Raw genomic sequence first — 18,782 nt, forward strand, 5'->3', positions numbered from 1 at the left:
GGCCTCGGCGACGACGGGATCCACGGCGAAGCCGGCGACGACGCGGTCTCGGGCGCGGCAGCCCTGCCGTTCTACTACAGCGACATCCCGCAGTCCGCGATCCTGAGCACCTGGGGCATCGAGCCGGTCGACCCGCTGCAGTACGACCCGGCCACCACGAAGTTCGCCGACTACAACGCCGCCGACCCGTGGTCGAAGATCTACGACTGCACCGACGGCACCAAGGACATCGGCGTCGACGGCACGTGCGCCTCGGGCCAGAAGGTCGACTTCTTCCTCAACTTCACACCGTTCGTGCTGGATGCCGCGGGCCACCCGGTCCTGGACGCGTCGGGCAACGTGATCAAGAGCGACGACGGCTGCGACATCGTCTACGGCGACAACGGCAACGACTGGCTCGTCGGCGGCACCGACACCAACTGGCTGTTCGGCGGGTTCGGCGACGACCTGCTGCAGTCCTCGCAGAACCTCGAGACCGACGGCGAGCACAACCGGGTGCCCGAGGCCGCGCTGTGGTCCGCGCCGACGTTCGCCTACGGCGGCGCGGGACTGGACGTGCTGATCGCCGACACCGGCCGGGCGCGCATGTTCGACTGGACCGGCGAGTTCAACAGCTTCATCGTGCCGTTCAGCCCGTTCGGCGCCCCGGTCGTCAACCGCAGCCCGAACCCGCACATCCAGGCGTTCATCACGGCGCTGTCGGTCGCCGGCGGCCAGGACATGACGTTCGCCCCGAACACGCCGCTGGACGAGACCGCGATGCCGATCCCCGGAGGCTCGTACTTCAACGACCAGCACGGCGGGCCGCGCGACCCGCAGCCCGGCAACGTGCCCGGCGTGCAGATCGACTACCGCGGCCTCGTCGACCTCGCCTGCGGCTGCAACCCGCTGACGACCATCCGCGTCGCCGGCGCCGTCGACGCCGCCGACCCGCTGCACCCGACCGTCGCAGAAGACGCCGAGGTGCCGCCGGGGCCCGGGCTCGCGGTGGGTTCCGCACTCGTGCTGACCTATCTGGTCACCAATCCGTCGACGATCTCGTTCCAGCTCGTATCGATCAGCGACGACAACGCGACCCCCGCGACCCCGGGCGACGACTTCCACCCCGTCTACGTGTCGGGCGATGCGAACGGCAACGGCCTGATCGATCCCGGCGAAGTGTGGCTGTTCACGGCCGTCGGCGTGCCCGGGGCCCCGCAGCACGCGCTGGTCGGCGGGCACGAGCACGTCGTGACCGCCACCGGCTTCGACCCGGTCGGCCGCACCGAGGTCACCTCCGCCGACCCCACGAACTACACGGGCATCCTGCCCACGGTCCAGATCTTCAAGGACGTGAATGCAGCGGTGCCGCTGCACCCGACCGTCACCGAGCAGGCCGACACGCAGGCCACCGCACCGCACCTCGCGGTCGGGAACGCGGTGGTGTGGACCTACCGGGTCATCACCAACGCGACGACCCCGGTGACCGTGGTCTCGGTCGTCGACGACAACGGCACGCCCGGCACCGCCGACGACTGGTCGCCGCTGCCCGTGCTCGTCACGTTCCGCGGCCAGCAGTACAACGCCGGCGACACGAACTACGACGGCCTGCTCGAAGCCGGCGAGGTCTGGCTCTACACCTCGGCCGGCGTCGCCGGCGCCCCGACGCTGGCCGCCCAGGGCTGGCGCGGAAACGTCGGCACCGTCACGGCGACCGATGCCACGGGCGCGACGTACACCGACGCGAACCCGGCGTGGTACTTCGGCGACTCGGGGCTGAGCCTGGTCAAGGCCGTGAACGCGGCCGACCCGCGGCATCCCACCCCCGCCGAAGACGCGAACACCACCGGGCCCACCGTCCCGGCAGGCTCCCGAGTGGTCTTCACGTACCTGGTGACGAACTCCAGCGCCGAGCCCATGGTCATCACCGGCCTCGTCGACGACAACGGCACGCCTGCAGTGTCCGGCGACGACGTGACGCTCGCCCAGATGACCCCGCTGCTGGGCGCCGACGGCATCCACGACATCGGCGACGTGAACGCGAACGGCGTCTTCGACGCCGGCGAGACGTGGGTGTTCCAGTGGGCGACGATCGCGAAGCTGGGTGGCCCGATCGTCAACACGGCGACCGTCACCGCCACGAACGGCGCCGGTCAGCCGGTCACCGCAGCTGACATCGCGCAGTACACGGGCCTCGGACCGCACGTCACGATCCAGACGGCGGTGAACGCGGCAGATCCGCGGCATCCGACGAGCGCCGAGGATGCCGACACCGCCCCGGGTGCGTATCTGCAGCAAGGCTCGCCCGTCGCGTTCACCTACCTGGTCACGAACGACGGAGCCCTGGATCTGACCGACGTCGTGGTCACGGACGACCACGGCACCGCGAGCACGGCCGACGACTTCCGCCCCGTGCCGGTGCGCGACGGGAGCGGCTGCATCGTCGGCGATACCGGCTGCGACGGCGTGCTGGGCGTCGGCGAGACGTGGCTGTTCACCTCGCAGGGCGCGATCACTCCGGCCCTGGTGGCCGTGGTCGGCGTGTACCGTGACGGCTCGTCGGTGACGGGGCAGCCGAGCGCGGGCGCACCCGTGACCTCGACCGACCCGACCTACTACACCGGCAGCCCGGCCGGCGGCATCCGCATCGTCAAGTCCGTCAACGCGGCCAACCCCGGCAGCCCCACGGCGGCCGAGGACGCGAACGATCCGACCAGCCCGGTGTACGTCGCCGCCGGCGGCAAGGTCGTGTTCACCTACCTCGTCAGCAGCCCGAACCGGGCGTCGATCCCCGGCAGCGCGCTGCGGATCGTCGACGACAACGGCACACCCGGCATGACCGCCGACGACTTCACACCGGTGCCGGTCACCGTCGCGGTGAACGTCAAGGGCTCCACCGTCCTGTTCAACATCGGCGACGCGAACCGCAACGGCATCCTCGACGGCACCGAGGTGTGGCAGTTCACGTCGGCCGGGGTGATCCCGGGCATCGCCGCGGCGGGCCTGCACGGCAACGTCGGCACGGTCGTCGCCGTCGTCGGCCGCACGACGTACGCGGCCACCGACCCGGCCTGGTACCTCGGCGTCAGCCCGCAGGTGCACATCGTCAAGGCCACGAACGCGGCCGATCCGTGGCACCCCACCGTTCTCGAAGACGGCGACGACACGTCACACCAGCTCGTGCTGCCGATCGGCACCGCGCTGACGTGGACGTACCTGGTCACCAACCCCGGCACGGTCGCCGTGCGGGTCGTGTCGATCACCGACGATCGCGGGACGGCGAGCACCGCCGACGACTTCCACCCGGTCTACGTCGCCGGCGACGCGAACGGCAACGGGCTGCTCGACCCCGGTGAAGTGTGGCTGTACACGTCGGCGGGCGTGGTCAGCGCCACGGTCGTGGCCGGGCAGTACTCCAACACCGGCACCGTCGCCGTCGCCGAGCCCCGCACCGGGGCGCAGGCCACCGCCAGCGACATCAGCGACCACTTCGGCGCCACCAGCTCGATCACGATCCGCAAGGCCGTGAACGCCGTGAACCCGTGGCACCCGACCGCGCGCGAGGACGCGAACACACAGGGTCCCGTGCTCGCCGTCGGCTCGACCGTCACCTGGACGTACCTCGTCACCAACACCGGCACGACGGTGCTCGACATCACCGGCATCACCGACGACGGCGGCACGAGCGACGGCAGCGGCGCGTTCGCCGTCGAGCAGCTGTGCTCGACCACGATCCCGGGCGGCGGCGACGTCGACGGCAACGGCATGCTCGACCCGGGTGAGACCTGGTGCTTCTTCGCGACCGGCACGGTCACCGCCGGCGCCTACCGCAACGTCGCCACCGTGACCGCCAGCATCGTCGGCCAGGTCGACCAGTCGGTCACCGCGAACGACGACGCCACCTACACCGGCACGGTGCCCGGCATCGCGGTGATCAAGTACGTGGACGGCGTGGCCGCGCACACGAAGGATGCCGCGGTCCTGCTGGCTGCGGGACGCACCGCCACCTTCACCTACCGGGTCACCTCGACGACCGGCGCGTCGCTCGCGGACGTCGTGCTCGTCGACGACAACGGCACCCCCGACGACCCGACCGACGACCTCACGCCCACGTACGTCTCGGGCGACGCCAACGGCAACGGCCTGCTCGACCCGGGCGAGGTCTGGATCTTCTCCGCACCGCACCTCGTGCCCGCCGGCGACTACGACAACGTGGTGCGCGCCCGCGGCGAGCTCGTCGGCGCCGCGCCCGAGGTCACGGTGTGGAGCGCCGACATCAACTACTCGTTCGGGGTCGTGGCATCCATCACCGTCGACAAGGCGGTCAACGCGCTGGATCCGTGGCACCCCACGACGATCGAGGACGCGAACACGCAGCCGGCGAAGGAGCTGCTGGTCGGCACCACCGCCGTGTGGACATACCTCGTGACGAACACCGGCAACTTCCCGGTGACGTTCACGAGCCTGTGGGACGACAACGGCACACCGAACGACACGACCGACGACGTCGCGCCGGTGCCGGTGCTGGTCACGTGGCAGGGCGCGCCGTACAACGCGGGCGACGCGAACCACAACGGGCTGATCGACGTCGGCGAGACGTGGCTGTTCCGCGCGACCAGCGTCGTCGCAGCGGGGGCCTACCAGAACACGGCCGCGGCCGTCGTGACCGAGACCGTGACGCACCAGGCGGCCAGCGGCAGCGACGTCGCCGGATACTACGGCAACGGCTTCGGCGAAGGGCTGACGCCCGGGTACTGGAAGAACCACACGACGCTGTGGCCGGCGCAGTCCGACGGCACGCTCATCTTCTCGCCCGACCAGCTGCTGACGTCGGTATTCACGAACGTGCCGGCGGACATGGGCGGCTGGACGCTGCTGGATGCGCTCAGCGCCGGCGGCGGCGGCGTGATCGCGCTGATGCGGTCGGCGGTGGCTGCGCTGCTGTCGACGACGAGCCAGTACATCTCTTACCCGCAGAGCTCGGCCTGGGTGATCGCCGCCGTCGACGCCGCGCTCGCGTCTGGGGATGCCACCCAGATCAACAACCTGCAGACCCTGCTCAACGGCTGGAACAACGATGAGGCCGACCTGACTCCGCCCGTGCTCGGATCGGCTCCGACCGCGCCGGTGCTGAGCGCCGACCTCGTCTCGGCCGCCTCGACGTCCACCTCGGCGCCCGCCGGCACGACGCTCAGCGCCGTGATCGCCCAGGCGCAGGCGCTCGTCGCGGAGCTGAACGCGCAGGGCGCGGCGGACACGACGACGCCGCGGACGCTGGACGAGGTGCAGGCCGAGTGGGCCGCGGCATCCTCTGCCACGAGCTCGGACGACACCGGGACGACGGGCGCCACGACGACGACCGACCCGGCACCTGCTCCCGCTCCGGTGTCCGGCTCCGACCTCGCGACGCCGCCGAGCACCTCCACCGCGACGGTCAGCGCCCGTCGCCGTCGCGGGCGGCACGCGCGCGGATCGCACTGACCGAATCCCGTCGCGAGCCGGGCACGCGGCATCCATCGCCTGATAGCCTGACAGGCTCGCCGGACGCGCCCGCGGGCGAAAGGGCTGGACGTGGGATACATCGATGTGGCGGCCGTCGCGCTGACCCTGCCCGACGGGCGACCCCTGCTCGACGACGTGACGTTCCGGGTGGGCGCCGGCTCTGCCAGTGCGCTGATCGGGCCCAACGGGGCGGGCAAGTCGACGCTGCTGCGCATCATCCGGGGCGAGCTCGCGTCCGATTCCGGGGCCGTCACGATCGACGGGTCCCTCGGCGTGATGGACCAGTTCGTGGGGCACGCCCACGCCGGCCAGACCGTGCACGATCTGCTGATCGCGGTCGCGCCGGCCCGCATCCGCGCGGCCGCCCTGGGGCTCGAGGCGGCCGAGAACGCCCTGATCGAGGACGACACCGAGCGAACCCAGCTGCAGTATGCGAACGCGCTCGCCGAGTACGCCGACGCCCGCGGCTATGAGCACGAGACCGTCTGGGATCAGTGCACCGTCGCGGCCCTCGGCATCCCGTTCGACCGCGCCCGCTTCCGCGACCTGGGCACGCTCTCGGGCGGCGAGCAGAAGCGGCTCGCGCTCGAGGCGCTGCTGCGCGGACCCGACGACGTGCTGCTGCTGGACGAGCCCGACAACTATCTCGATGTGCCCGGCAAGCGCTGGCTCGAGCAGCAGCTGCGCGAGACGCCGAAGACCGTGCTGCTCGTGTCGCACGACCGCGAGCTGCTGGCCCGCGCGGCCGACCGCATCGTCACGCTCGAGCCCGGCGGCGCCGGGGCGACCGCGTGGGTGCACGGCGGCGGCTTCGCCACGTACCACCGGGCGCGGGCGGAGCGGTTCGACCGCCTCGACGAACTGCGCCGGCGGTGGGACGAGCAGCACGCGAAGCTCAAGGCCCTCGTGGCGGCGATGAAGGCGAAGGCGGCGGTCAACGACGGCTTCGCGTCGCGCTACCAGGCCGCCCAGACGCGGCTGCGCACGTTCGAGCTGGCCGGCCCGCCCGAAGAGCGGCCCCAGCTGCAGGAGTTCGACATGCGGCTGCGCGGAGCGCGCACCGGCAAGCGGGCCGTCGTGTGCACCGCGCTCGAGCTCGAGGGTCTCATGCGCCCGTTCGACGTCGAGATCTGGTTCGGCGACCGCATGGCCGTGCTCGGCTCGAACGGGTCGGGAAAGTCGCACTTCCTGCGGCTGCTGGCGCGGGGCGGCAGCGACCCCGACCCGGCCGCCGGCCACCTGACGTCGGCCGGCGGTCGGCTCGACCCGGTCGCCCACACGGGCGCCGCGGTGCTCGGCGCACGGGTGGTGCCCGGTCTGTTCGCGCAGACCCACGCGCACCCCGAGTTCGCGGGCCGGACGCTGCTGCAGATCCTGCACCGCGGAGACGACCGCAGGACCGGGATGCCGCGGGACGCGGCATCCTCAGCCCTCGATCGCTACGGGCTCGTGCGACAGGCCGCGCAGGAGTTCGACCAGCTCTCGGGCGGGCAGCAGGCCCGATTCCAAGTGCTGCTGCTCGAGCTGTCGGGGGCGACGCTCCTGCTGCTGGACGAGCCGACCGACAACCTCGACCTCGAGTCGGCCGAGGCGCTCGAGATCGCCATCGCCCGGTTCGAGGGCACGGTGGTCGCCGTCACCCACGACCGGTGGTTCGCGCGCTCGTTCGACCGGTTCCTCGTCTTCGGCTCGGACGGCGCCGTGTACGAGGCATCCGACCCCGTCTGGGACGAGCGCCGCGTCGCCCGCGCACGCTGAGCCCGTGCCCGAGCCTCACAGAGTTCGGAGGATCGCGCCAGGTTCGGATGATTCTGCCGGAATCGTCCGACGTCGGTTCGATCATCCGAACCCTGTGTGCGGGTGCGGTGCGCGCCGCTTCCTCCACAGGCTCGCGCCCGGGCGTGATTGTCCACGGATGTGCCCCGGCGCACGTGTCGGGATGCCGCAGCACGCCAGACTGCGGGGATGAAGTCGTCCGATCAGCTCGCGCGGTGGTTGGGTGCGCGCGACGGCATCGCGCATCGCGACGACCTGCTGCGGGCGGGCTTCGCTCTCGCGCTGCTGCGGTCGTTCGTGCACGATGGGCACGCCGCACTGATCCGGCGCGCATGGATCGCGCTGCCCGACGCTGACGCCGCACTGGTAACGGCGGCCAGGGCCGGCGGCCGCATCTCGTGTACGACGCTGGCGCGCCGGCGACGCTGGTGGGTCCCCGACGCGGTGGGTCGCGGCATCCATCTGCACCTGCATCCGCGTGCCGGCTCCGCACGACTCGACAAGGACTGGACGGGGGTGCTGCACTGGGCCAAGCCGATCTTGACGTTCGCGCCGCATGCGCTGGTCGCGAACGTCGAAGACGCGCTGGCGCACATCGCGGTGTGCCAGCCGTTCGACACGGCTCTCGTGCTGTGGGAGTCGGCCGCGCGCATCGAGAGCCTCGCGGCCGACTATCTGCGGACGCTGCCGTGGACCACGGCTGCGGCGCGTGACCTCGCCGGCGTCGTGGCGGGCCTGGCCGATTCGGGGCTCGAGACGCTCGTCGTCGTGCCGCTGCGGCGGCTGGGCCTGCGCGTGCGTCAGCAGGTGATGATCGCGGGGCATCTGGTGGACGCGGTGGTGGGCGACAGGCTGGTGCTGCAGATCGACGGGTACGAGTTCCACTCCTCGAGCGGGCAGCGCACGAAAGACATCGCGCACGACGCCGAGCTGAGACTGCGGGGCTACACCGTGCTGCGTCTGAGCTATGCGCAGATCGTCCACGATTGGCCGTCCGTGGAGCGGACCATCCTTCAAGCCGTCGCAGCCGGGCTCGCCGGATGACTCACAGGGTTCGGACAATCGCGCGAGGTTCGGACGATTCCGCCGGAATCATCCGAACATCGTCTGATCCTCCGAACTCTGTGAGGCGGCGCGGGGCGGTGCGCGGCGGGCGGGGCGGGCGAAAAGCGGGGCGGGATAGGCTGGGGGAGTGAGCATGGACATCGAGCTGGGCCGCGCGAAGCGCGCCCGTCGCGCGTACACGTTCGATGACATCGCGGTGGTGCCCTCGCGGCGAACGCGCAACCCCGAGGATGTCTCCACCGCCTGGGCGATCGACGCCTACCAGTTCGCGATCCCTGTGCTCGGGGCTCCGATGGACTCGGTCGTCAGTCCCAAGACGGCGATCATGCTCGGTCAGCTCGGCGCCCTGGGCGTGCTCGACCTCGAAGGCCTGTGGACCCGGTACGACGACCCCGAGCCGCTGCTGGTCGAGATCGCCGCGCTGTCGGATGCCGATGCCACCCGCCGCATGCAGCAGCTGTACTCCGAGCCGATCAAGCCCGAGCTCGTGCGCGACCGGATCGCCGAGATCCGCGCGGCCGGGGTCACCGTCGCCGGCTCCCTCACGCCGCAGCGCACGCAGGAACTGTACGGGACGGTCGTCGCGGCCGGCGTCGATCTGTTCGTGATCCGCGGCACCACGGTGTCGGCCGAGCACGTCTCCAGCGTCGCCGAGCCGCTGAACCTCAAGAAGTTCATCTACGACCTCGACGTACCCGTCATCGTCGGCGGGGCCGCGACCTACACCGCCGCCCTGCACCTCATGCGCACCGGCGCCGCGGGCGTGCTCGTCGGTTTCGGCGGGGGAGCGGCATCCACCACCCGCGCGACCCTCGGCATCCATGTGCCCCTGGCCACCGCCGTCGCCGATGTCGCCGGCGCCCGCCGCGACTACATGGACGAGTCCGGCGGCCGCTATGTGCACGTGATCGCCGACGGCGGCGTGGGCACGTCGGGCGACATCGTGAAGGCCCTGGCCATGGGTGCGGATGCCGTCATGCTCGGCGTCGCACTCGCTCGCGCGACCGACGCCCCGGGCCGCGGCTTCCACTGGGGCGCCGAGGCGCACCACCCCCAGCTGCCGCGCGGCCGCCGCGTGAAGGTCGCCCAGGTCGCCGCGCTCGAAGAGATCCTGTACGGCCCGGCACCGGTCGCCGACGGCACGGCGAACCTCGTCGGAGCCCTGCGCAAGTCGATGGCCACCACCGGGTACTCCGACCTCAAGGAGTTCCAGCGGGTCGAGGTCGTCGTGGCTCCCTACGGCGTGGAATGACCGCACCCCAGGCTCCCGCGGACGAGATCCCCGAGGTCTTCCCGCCCACCCTGCGCGAGGTCATGCTGCGCCCGCGGTGGCTGGCGATGCTGGCGCTGTGCCTGATCGTCGCGGCCGTGTTCGCGTGGCTCGGGCAGTGGCAGCTGGGGCGTGCGCTCGACACCAGCGCGACCACGCCGGGCGCGACCGAGACCGTCAAGCCGATCGACCAGGTCGTCCAGCCCGGCGCCTACCTGAACGCCCCGCTGGTGGGCCAGAAGGTCGAGGTCACCGGCCGCTTCGTCTCCCAGGACTTCATCGTCGTCTCGAACCGGGTGAACGACGGCACCGTGGGCTACTGGGTCACCGGGCAGTTCCGCCTCGACGTGCCCGCCCCCACGTCGCTCGCGGTCGCCGTGGGCTGGGCGCCGACGCGGCAGAGAGCCGAGGATGCCGCGACCGCCCTGGCCGGGCAGGCGCCGAGCACGATGACCCTGACCGGGCGCCTCATCTCGGACGAGGGCGCCGCCGTGCCCCCGCACGACGACGCGACGGCGATCACCGCGATGGCGACGCCCGCGCTGCTCAGCCGCTGGCACGACATCCAGGGACTGAACGTGTACCGGCCCTACATGACCGCGGCCCAGCCGCTGGGCGGACTCCACGCGATCTCGTCGCTGCCGCCCGAAGCCGGCGGCGGCCTGAACTGGCTGAACCTCTTCTATGCAGCGGAGTGGGCGGTCTTCGCCGGCTTCGCGTTCTACCTCTGGTACCGGCTCGCGAAGGACGCGTGGGAGAAAGAGGTCGAAGAGCTGCAGGATGCCGCGGCTGCGGCATCCGATTCCGAAGGGGACGCACAGCCCCCGACGTTAGACTGAGGCCATGCCCCTCGCCCCGAAGCTGGCGTCGTTTCCTGCCATCCGTGGCGCACTGACGTTCTACCAGATCTGCTCCATCATCACCGGAACCTTCCTGCTGCTGCTGGTGGGTGAGATGGTGATGAAATACGGGTTCGGCTATGAGCTGTTCCTGGCCGGCTCCGGCGGCTTCCTGTACTTCTCGCCGGTGTCGCCCAGCGGCGCGTCCACCGGCGACGGCATGAACATCAACATGACGATCCTCGTCGTGCACGGCTGGTTCTATGTCGTCTACCTGTTCAGCTGCTTCCGCGTGTGGAGCCTCATGCGCTGGCAGTTCTGGCGCTTCATCATGCTGGCCGCGGGCGGCGTCGTGCCGTTCCTGTCGTTCATCATGGAGGCGATCGTCGCCCGCGACGTCAAGCACTACCTGGCCGACCGCGAGGCCGCGGCATCCTCCTCCCCGACCCCTGCCTCTGAAGGAGCACGGTGACCGACACCCCCGAGACCCTGCCTGCCGACGCCGCGAGCGCCGAGGCCTCGATCCCCGAGACGTCGCTTCTGGACACCGCGCAGCGTCCCGTGCTCGTCGTCGACTTCGGCGCGCAGTACGCGCAGCTGATCGCGCGTCGCGTGCGCGAGGCCGGTGTCTACAGCGAGATCGTGCCCCACAACACGACCGCGGCCGAGATCGCCGCGCGCAACCCGGTCGGGATCATCCTCACCGGCGGCCCGTCGTCGGTCTACGAAGAGGGCGCCCCGAGCCTGGACCCCGGCGTGTTCGAGCTCGGCGTGCCCACGCTCGGCATCTGCTACGGCTTCCAGATCATGGCGCAGACCCTCGGTGGTCGCGTCGCGAACACGGGGCTGCGCGAATACGGGGCGACGGATGCCACGATCACGGGTGAGCCCGGAGTGCTGCTCGAGGGCACGCCGGCCGCGCAGAACGTGTGGATGAGCCACGGCGACCAGGTCGCCGAGGCGCCCGAGGGCTTCACCGTGCTGGCCACCACCGCGGCGACCGACGTCGCGGCGTTCAGCAACGTCGAGAAGGGCCTGTACGGGGTGCAGTGGCACCCCGAGGTCAAGCACTCGACGTACGGCCAGCGCGTGATCGAGAACTTCCTGCACCGGGCCGCCGGCCTTCCGGCCGACTGGAACAGCGGCAACGTGATCGCCGAGCAGGTCGAGCGCATCCGCGCCCAGGTGGGTGACGCCCGGGTCATCTCGGCGCTGTCGGGCGGCGTGGACTCGGCCGTCTCGACCGCCCTGGTGCACAAGGCGATCGGCGACCAGCTCACGGCGGTGTTCGTCGACCACGGCCTGCTGCGCAAGGGCGAGGCCCGGCAGGTCGAGCAGGACTACGTGGCTTCGACCGGCGTGCGCCTGATCACGGTCGACGCCGCCGACACGTTCCTCGGGCACCTGGCCGGCGTCACCGACCCCGAGGAGAAGCGCAAGATCATCGGCCGCGAGTTCATCCGCGCGTTCGAGAAGGTGCAGCGCGATCTCGTCGCCGAGGCGGCCGCCGAGGGCGCTCCGATCAAGTTCCTCGTGCAGGGCACGCTGTACCCCGACGTCGTCGAGTCCGGCGGCGGCACGGGGGCGGCCAACATCAAGAGCCACCACAATGTCGGGGGGCTGCCCGAAGACCTTGACTTCGAGCTCATCGAGCCGCTGCGCACCCTGTTCAAGGACGAGGTGCGCGCCATCGGCCGCGAGCTCGGCATCCCCGAGGCGATCGTCGGGCGACAGCCGTTCCCCGGCCCGGGCCTCGGCATCCGGATCATCGGCGAGGTCACCCGCGAGCGGCTCGACATCCTGCGCGAGGCCGACGCGATCGCCCGCGAAGAGCTCAGCGCCGCGGGCCTGGACGGCGAGATCTGGCAGTGCCCGGTCGTGCTGCTGGCCGACGTGCGCTCGGTGGGCGTGCAGGGTGACGGCCGCACGTACGGCCACCCGGTCGTGCTGCGCCCGGTGTCCTCCGAAGACGCGATGACTGCGGACTGGACGCGGCTGCCGTACGACGTGCTGGCGAAGATCTCGAACCGGATCACGAACGAGGTGCGCGAGATCAACCGCGTCACGCTCGACGTCACCAGCAAGCCGCCGGCCACCATCGAGTGGGAGTGAGCGCGGGGTCCCGGTGACCGAGGTGCTGCCCGACGCCGCGTACGTCGTGCTGGCCAGCCGCGTCGCGCCCGCCCTCGACGGCGGCTTCGCCGTGGCCGTGCCGTCGCGCGTCGGGCAGCTGGCGGCGGCCGGGGCGCGGCATCCCCTGCTGCTGACGCTGGATGCCGCGGACCCCGCCACCCACGCCGCGTGGCGCGACGACCTCGTCGGCCGGGGACTGCTGCCGGATGCCGCGGCCTGGCGCAATCTGTTCGACGATGCCGCCGCCGAGCCGGCGTGGCTGTTCGCTGCGGGGGAGCCCGGCGCCGCGGGCGATGCGCTCGAGTACCGGGTCGTGCCGGATCCGGCCGGGCGCCCGCTGGTGTCGCTGCCCGTGCTGCCGAACGACCCGGCCTGGCATCTGACCGACGCGCCCGTCGTCGTGCACGCGCCGGGGGGTACGCGGGTGCTCGCCGGGTTCCGCGGCCTGTACCGTGCATGGCTCGAGCACATCGTCGGGGAGCTGCGCCGGGGCGAGCCCGGCCGCATCGTGGTCGTGGTGTGCGAGGCGCGGCAGGTCGGCGAGCTGCTCGCCGACTGGGACGACCCGGGCGTGCGGATCGTGCACACCGTGCACAACTCGCACCTGCCTGCGCCGTACGACGACCCCGACGCGCCGCTGGCGCCGCCGTGGCGGCGCTGGCTCGACCTGGTGCATGCGTACGACGCCGTGGTCTGGCCGACGCGGGCCCAGCTCGCCGACGTCGCCGCCCGCTTCGGCGCCGACGAGGGGTTCCACGTCGTGCCGTCGCCGATCGAGCTCGGACCCGAGCCGCCCGCGCCCGAGCGCCGCGCCGCAGCCCGCGTGGTCATGGTCAACCGGCTGGCCGACCAGAAGCGCATCGACCGGGCGATCGACGCATTCGCCCGCGTGCACGCGGCGGTGCCCGAGGCGACCCTGGACATCTACGGCGACGGCCCGCTGCGGGCGCAGCTGCAGGAGCGGATCGACGAGCGAGGCCTGGACGGCGTCGTACGGCTGCGGGGCGTGATCGGCCACGCCGAGCGCGATGCGCTGTTCGAGACGGCCACGCTCATGCTGGTCTCGGCCGCGTTCGAGGGGCAGGGCTTGTCGATCGCCGAAGCGCTCGCTCGCGGCCTGCCGGTGGTCTCGTTCGACGCCAAGTACGGTCCGCGCGAGGTGATCGGCGACGGCGGCATCCTTGTGCCGCGCGGCGACGTCGACGCCCTCGCCGACGCCGTGATCGCGGTGCTGCGCGACCCCGAGCGACGTCTCGCTCTGTCGCGCAACGCGAGAGAGGCCGCGCGACGTCTCGCGCCCGAGGCCGTGCGCCCGGCGCTCGTCGCCGCGATCACGACCGCGCTGCGGCATCCCTCCCGTCGCGCCTGACCCGCTCCCCGCCTCCATCCCCAGCCCCGGACGCATCCCAATCCATAGGGAGTGGGCGAGTCCAGCCCCTCTAGGGTGTTGATTCGCCGAATCCATAGGGAATGGGGCGCAGGATCACCCTGCTCAGCGGTGGGGTGCGGCGGCGGCGCGGCGCACGGCGGCGACGATGCGGCGCGGCGAGTCCTTCCAGGGCGTGCCGTGGCCGGGCAGCACCCAGACGGCGTCGAGATCCGCGATCCGCTCGAGCGACGCCAGCGCCTGCACGGGGTCGTCGGTGAACGGCGCGGGCGCGGCTCCGGCCGCCCCGGTCAGCACGTTGCGGGTCGTCAGCGCGTCGCCCACGAACACCGCCTGCGCGACGGGCGAGTACACCGCGATGCTGCCGGGGGAGTGCCCGGGCATCGCGATCACGCGCGGGGTGCCGGGCAGGTCGAGCTCGGCGCCGTCCTCCACCTCGACCAGGTCGGTGAGCCACGTCGTGCGGAACGCGCCTTTGCGGATGCTGTAGCCGAGGAACCCGAGCACCGCGCCGAGCTTCATCGCACCCCACGGCGCCTTGGGCTTCTTGCCGCCGCGGGCGCGGTCGGCGTCGGCGGCGTGCACATACACGGGCACTCCGGTCTCGCGCCGCAGCCGTTCGGCGAAGCCCAGGTGGTCCGAGTCGCCGTGGGTCACGATCAACCCCCGGATGTCGGCCGGCGACCGGCCGATCGCGCGCAGTTCGGCCTGCAGATCGTTCCACTGGCCGGGCAGGCCGGCGTCGACGACGGTGATGCCCTCGTCGGTCACGATCAGATACGCGGCGACGATGTCGTTGCCGATCCGGCGAAGGTGGGGGCCGAGTTCCATGTGCGCCTCCGGCGTGGGTGGGGAATGCAGCCATGCTATGGCCGTCGCCCCGTGGGCGTCTCGCTGCGCTCGGTCAACGACCGGCGGCCGCCCACGGGTCGTAGTCGGCCAGCAGCGGCTCCTGCGGCGGGCGGTCGGCCTCGGGCACATGCTGCAGATTGATCCGCACCCGGTACCACAGCGAGCTCGAGCCGCGCATGCCGTCCACGAGCACGTCGGCCGGGTTCAGCATCCCGGCGACCTTCCGGTGCGCGTCCTTCCACTGCGCGAGCGCGTCCTCGGCCTCGGGCTTGGTCTTCGTGCGCGCGATCTCGATCAGGGGCATCGTCGACGCGCGCTGCCCCGTGCCGCTCGCGCCGCGCGGCGCCTTCTCGGCGGGGCCGAGCTCCGCGGCCAGGCGCAGCAGCCCGTCGAGCGACCCGGCGGCGGCGTCGATCCCGGCGTGTGCGTCGCCCCGGTCGGCGAACAGCGCAGGCACCGTGCGCGCCGTGAACTCCTCGGGTCGGCGGGTGCGCAGCTCGTCCCAGCCCAGCGGCATCGAGACGCGCGCGTCCGGCAGGGGACGCACCGAGTACGCGGATGCCACGGTCCGGTCCTTCGCGTTCTGATTGAAGTCGACGAACACGCTCTCGCCGCGCTCCTCCTTCCACCAGCGTGCCGTGGCCAGCCCCGGCGCCCGCGCCTCGACCTCGCGGGCCAGCGCCTCGGCGGCCGAGCGCACGTCGCGGAACTCCCACTCCGGCCGGATCCGCACGACGATGTGGATGCCGCGCGACCCGCTCGTCTTCGGCCAGCCCACCAGCCCGTGGTCGTCGAGCACGTCGCGCGCGACGAACGCGGCGTCCACGATCTGCGACCAGTCCACCCCGGGCATCGGGTCGAGGTCGACGCGCAGCTCGTCGGGATGGTCGAGGTCCTCGGCACGCACCGCGTGCGGGTTCAGGTCGAGGCAGCCGAGATTGACGATCCAGGCGAGACCCGCGGCATCCCGGATCACCGCCTCTTCTGCGGACGTGCCCGACGCGTACCGCAGCGTCGCGGTGTCGATGTAGGCCGGGTGGTTCTCGGGCACCCGCTTCTGGAAGAACGGCTCGGCGTCGATGCCCTTCACGAAGCGCTTGAGCACGAGCGGCCGCCCGCCGGCCCCGCGCAGCGCTCCGTCCGCGACCGCGAGGTAGTACTCGACGAGGTCGAGCTTGGTCAGCCCCGGCTCGGGGAAGACCACCTTGCCGGGGTGCGAGACCCGCACGTCCTGCCCGTCGACCTCGACGTGCGCCTCGTCGGAACCGCTCATGATCGCCACGCTAGCGGCGGGTGGATGCCACGGCCACCCCCTTGCGGGACGCCGGGCAACCCGGCTCAGAACTCGAGGTGCGGCGGGTGACCGAGCCGGCGGAGTTCCCGATCCATAGGGACTGGGCGACTCCATACCCCGTAGGGCAGTGACTCGCCCAATCCCTATGGATTCGGGGGCAACGTGGGAAGAGGGGAAGACGACGAAGGGACCGCCCTCGCGGACGGCCCCTTCGTGCGATCGAAAGCTAGTTGCTGCGCGCGATCGCGATGATGCGCAGGATCTCGATGTAGAGCCAGACGACGGTGACCATGATGCCGAAGCCGCCGAGCCAGCCGTACTGGCGCGGAGCACGGTTGCGCACGCCCTGCTGGATGAAGTCGAAGTCCTGCACGAGCGAGTACGCGGCCATGATCACCACGAGCACGCCGATGACCAGTCCCAGCGGGATGCCGGCGATCTTCACGCTGTACAGGCCGAACGTGTCGGCGGCGCTGAGCACGCCGGTCCACATCAGGACGACGTTGATGAGCTGGAACACGAGGTACCCGATCATCGCGATCATCCAGATCTTGGTGGCCCGCTTCGATGCGCGGATCTTTCCGCTGGCGAACAGCGCCAGGGTCACGCCGACGACCGCGAGGGTGGCCAGGGTCGCCTGCATGACGATGCCCGGGAAGAGCACCTCGAAGAATGCCGAGATGCCGCCGACGAACAATCCCTCGAACGCGGCGTACACGAGGATCAGCGCCGGGCGCACCTTCTTCGAGAACGAGATGACCATCGCCAGCACGAAGCCGCCGATCAGGCCGACGAGCCAGGGGGCGATCGTGGGAACCGGGTTCGCGGCCGTCACGGTCGACATCGACCAGACCCAGCCGACGACCGCGGCGACCACCAGGATCGCGAACAGCCCGAGGGTCTTCAGGACGGTGTCTTCGACCGTCATGCGGTCGGTCTCGACCGCGCCGGCGGACGGGGCGGCGAACTGCCCCTCGAGCTGAGCGTTCACCGAAGCGGTCTGCGCCGAGGCGGCGGTCTGAGGCTGCCCTCCGATCGATGCGGCGCCGGATCCGCCCGGATACGACCTGACCGCGCTCTGGTCCTGGAAGGCGGGATTGTTGAAGGCGGGGTTTGCCGAAGGCATGCTCGCACACTCCACGGATAGCTGTGACAGCAATCTGCTGTGCCTCCACGATAGCGGCGCATCCTTCCGATGCGCACGGATCTGCTGAGATTCGGCTTTGAGCTGAGTGACGGCGTCGAACGGCACGTAGCCTGAAACGGTGCCGAATCCGACTCCGCTGATCATCGGCCATCGAGGCGCGCCCGGGTATCGCCCCGAGCACTCGCGCTCCTCGTACGCGCTGGCCCTGCAGATGGGGGTGGATGCCGTCGAGCCCGACGTCGTGGTCAGCAACGACGGGGTCCTGGTCGTGCGCCACGAGAACGAGGTCTCGGCCACGACGGATGTGGCATCCCGACCCGAATTCGCCTCGCGCCGCACCACGAAGCGGGTCGACGGTCAGAAGATGACCGGCTGGTTCGCCGAGGACTTCACCTGGGACGAGCTCGCGACCCTGCACTGCCGTGAACGCCTGCCGCAGCTGCGCCCCGGCAACACGGCCTATGACGGGCAGGAGCCGATCCTGCGGCTGCGCGACGTGCTGGACCTCGCCGGTGCGGCCGGGCGCGGGGTCGTTCTCGAGATCAAGCACGCGACGTACTTCGGCGGGCTCGGCTGGGATGTCGCAGACCTGGTCGCGCGAGAGCTGCGTGCCGCGGGCTGGGCCGACGGCACCCATCCACTCGTGGTCGAGTCGTTCGAATCGACGGTGCTCGAGCAGGTGCGGGCGCGCGGCGTCGTCGCCCAGTACGTCTATCTGCTCGAGGCGAGCGGTCGGCCGTTCGACCTGGTCGCGGCGCGTGGCGGCGATGCGCCGACGTATGCACGGATCGCCACGTCCGAGGGGCTGTCGGGCCTGTCCGGTGCGGTGGACGGCATCAGCGTCGCCAAGCGCATGATCCTCGCCCCCGACCGGCTCGGCCGGGTGACCGGGCCGTCGACGCTCGTCGCCGATGCCCACGAGCGGGGTCTGAGCGTGTTCGCGTGGACGTGCCGCCCCGAGAACACGTTTCTCGTGCGGACGTTCCGCTCGCGTGGCGGGCCGGCGGCGTTCGGCGACTTTGCGTCGGAGTGGCGGATGCTGCGCGACGCCGGCGTGGACGGCGTGTTCGTCGATCACCCCGACCTCGGCGCGGTCGTGTTCGGACGTGGCGATCGGGCGGCGTCCCCCGCGCCAGGTCAGTCCGGCTGACGGATCGCGGTGAGGTCGATCGGCTCGGTCGGCGCGGCCCAGATGGTGCACGCGGCCCACTGCTCGAGCGCGTCGAGCGCCTCGGCCGCCGTGGCGAACCGGCACGGCAGCGGGCGCGGCACGATCCAGGTGGCCTCGACATGGCCTGCGACCCACGACAGGTGCGCGATCACGTGGCGCGCGTCGCTGCGCGGGAACCGTGTGTCGTGGATGAGCCATCCATCCGCGCCGATGGAGGTCAGTGCGTACGGATGCGTGCGAGTGCGGTCGGCCTCGGCGGGTGCCGCGTCGCCGTGTGAAACGCGCTCGCCGACGTGCGGCGAGTGTTCGATGAGGGTCATGGAAGCCCCTTTCTCCCGACTGAACCATAAGCCGCCCAAGCGACGGG

At 71.4% G+C, this 18,782-nt stretch carries 13 protein-coding genes (1 of these 13 only partly in view); 9 read left to right on the forward strand and 4 right to left on the reverse strand.

The window, feature by feature from the left end:
- The 8 genes from AC3RX0_RS00865 to AC3RX0_RS00900 form a co-directional block, all read left to right on the forward strand.
- Positions 1-5,460 carry the end of a hypothetical protein gene (locus tag AC3RX0_RS00865; protein ID WP_498165827.1) on the forward strand. It extends 26,943 nt beyond the left edge of the window, so the window shows 5,460 of its 32,403 coding nt (coding positions 26,944-32,403); the start codon falls outside the window, past its left edge; it ends in the stop codon at positions 5,458-5,460.
- A 90-nt stretch (positions 5,461-5,550) separates the two neighbouring features.
- Positions 5,551-7,239: an ATP-binding cassette domain-containing protein gene (locus AC3RX0_RS00870; protein WP_491504056.1), complete on the forward strand. Its 1,689-nt coding sequence runs from the start codon at positions 5,551-5,553 to the stop codon at positions 7,237-7,239.
- Positions 7,240-7,446: 207 nt separating this feature from the next.
- Complete coding sequence (locus tag AC3RX0_RS00875) at positions 7,447-8,301, forward strand: endonuclease domain-containing protein (protein WP_491504057.1); 855 nt, start codon at positions 7,447-7,449, stop codon at positions 8,299-8,301.
- 154 nt (positions 8,302-8,455) lie between these two features.
- A complete protein-coding gene (locus AC3RX0_RS00880; RefSeq protein WP_491505343.1) occupies positions 8,456-9,574 on the forward strand; it encodes a GuaB3 family IMP dehydrogenase-related protein in 1,119 nt (372 codons plus the stop codon).
- Positions 9,571-10,431, forward strand: a complete 861-nt coding sequence (locus tag AC3RX0_RS00885) for an SURF1 family protein (RefSeq protein WP_491504058.1) — start codon at positions 9,571-9,573, stop codon at positions 10,429-10,431. The genes AC3RX0_RS00880 and AC3RX0_RS00885 overlap by 4 nt, the downstream gene beginning before the upstream one ends.
- Positions 10,432-10,435: 4 nt before the next feature.
- A complete protein-coding gene (locus AC3RX0_RS00890) occupies positions 10,436-10,903 on the forward strand; it encodes a DUF3817 domain-containing protein (protein ID WP_491504059.1) in 468 nt (155 codons plus the stop codon).
- A 50-nt stretch (positions 10,904-10,953) separates the two neighbouring features.
- Positions 10,954-12,543: a glutamine-hydrolyzing GMP synthase gene (gene guaA / locus AC3RX0_RS00895; protein WP_491505344.1), complete on the forward strand. Its 1,590-nt coding sequence runs from the start codon at positions 10,954-10,956 to the stop codon at positions 12,541-12,543.
- 13 nt (positions 12,544-12,556) lie between these two features.
- Positions 12,557-13,933 (forward strand): glycosyltransferase, encoded by a 1,377-nt coding sequence (locus AC3RX0_RS00900; protein ID WP_491504060.1) that lies wholly within the window; start codon positions 12,557-12,559, stop codon positions 13,931-13,933.
- Positions 13,934-14,056: 123 nt separating this feature from the next.
- Here the strand turns inward: AC3RX0_RS00900 and AC3RX0_RS00905 are convergent, their stop codons facing one another.
- The 3 genes from AC3RX0_RS00905 to AC3RX0_RS00915 form a co-directional block, all read right to left on the reverse strand.
- On the reverse strand, positions 14,057-14,782 hold the full coding sequence (locus AC3RX0_RS00905) for an MBL fold metallo-hydrolase (RefSeq protein ID WP_491504061.1): 726 nt from the start codon (positions 14,780-14,782) through the stop codon (positions 14,057-14,059).
- A 73-nt stretch (positions 14,783-14,855) separates the two neighbouring features.
- On the reverse strand, positions 14,856-16,076 hold the full coding sequence (gene ligD, locus AC3RX0_RS00910) for a non-homologous end-joining DNA ligase (RefSeq protein ID WP_491504062.1): 1,221 nt from the start codon (positions 16,074-16,076) through the stop codon (positions 14,856-14,858).
- A 247-nt stretch (positions 16,077-16,323) separates the two neighbouring features.
- Complete coding sequence (locus tag AC3RX0_RS00915) at positions 16,324-17,223, reverse strand: Bax inhibitor-1/YccA family protein (RefSeq protein ID WP_491504063.1); 900 nt, start codon at positions 17,221-17,223, stop codon at positions 16,324-16,326.
- Positions 17,224-17,362: 139 nt separating this feature from the next.
- Here AC3RX0_RS00915 and AC3RX0_RS00920 point away from each other — a divergent pair, with 139 nt between their 5' ends.
- Positions 17,363-18,394 (forward strand): glycerophosphodiester phosphodiesterase family protein, encoded by a 1,032-nt coding sequence (locus AC3RX0_RS00920; protein WP_491504064.1) that lies wholly within the window; start codon positions 17,363-17,365, stop codon positions 18,392-18,394.
- Here the strand turns inward: AC3RX0_RS00920 and AC3RX0_RS00925 are convergent.
- Positions 18,382-18,735, reverse strand: coding sequence for a hypothetical protein (locus tag AC3RX0_RS00925; protein ID WP_491504065.1), 354 nt, complete (start codon positions 18,733-18,735; stop codon positions 18,382-18,384). The two genes, AC3RX0_RS00920 and AC3RX0_RS00925, sit on opposite strands and share 13 nt — an antisense overlap.
- Positions 18,736-18,782 lie beyond the last annotated feature (47 nt).

The sequence above is a fragment of the Microbacterium sp. W1-4-2 genome, assembly GCF_058349885.2.

Coding starts and splice junctions, on each gene's coding strand:
- AC3RX0_RS00885 (WP_491504058.1), top strand. CDS start 9,571: ATGACCGCACCCCAGGCTCCCGCGGACGAGATCCCCGAGGTCTTCCCG.
- AC3RX0_RS00915 (WP_491504063.1), bottom strand. CDS start 17,223: ATGCCTTCGGCAAACCCCGCCTTCAACAATCCCGCCTTCCAGGACCAG.
- ligD (WP_491504062.1), bottom strand. CDS start 16,076: ATGAGCGGTTCCGACGAGGCGCACGTCGAGGTCGACGGGCAGGACGTG.
- AC3RX0_RS00880 (WP_491505343.1), top strand. CDS start 8,456: ATGGACATCGAGCTGGGCCGCGCGAAGCGCGCCCGTCGCGCGTACACG.
- AC3RX0_RS00925 (WP_491504065.1), bottom strand. CDS start 18,735: ATGACCCTCATCGAACACTCGCCGCACGTCGGCGAGCGCGTTTCACAC.
- AC3RX0_RS00890 (WP_491504059.1), top strand. CDS start 10,436: ATGCCCCTCGCCCCGAAGCTGGCGTCGTTTCCTGCCATCCGTGGCGCA.
- AC3RX0_RS00905 (WP_491504061.1), bottom strand. CDS start 14,782: ATGGAACTCGGCCCCCACCTTCGCCGGATCGGCAACGACATCGTCGCC.
- AC3RX0_RS00875 (WP_491504057.1), top strand. CDS start 7,447: ATGAAGTCGTCCGATCAGCTCGCGCGGTGGTTGGGTGCGCGCGACGGC.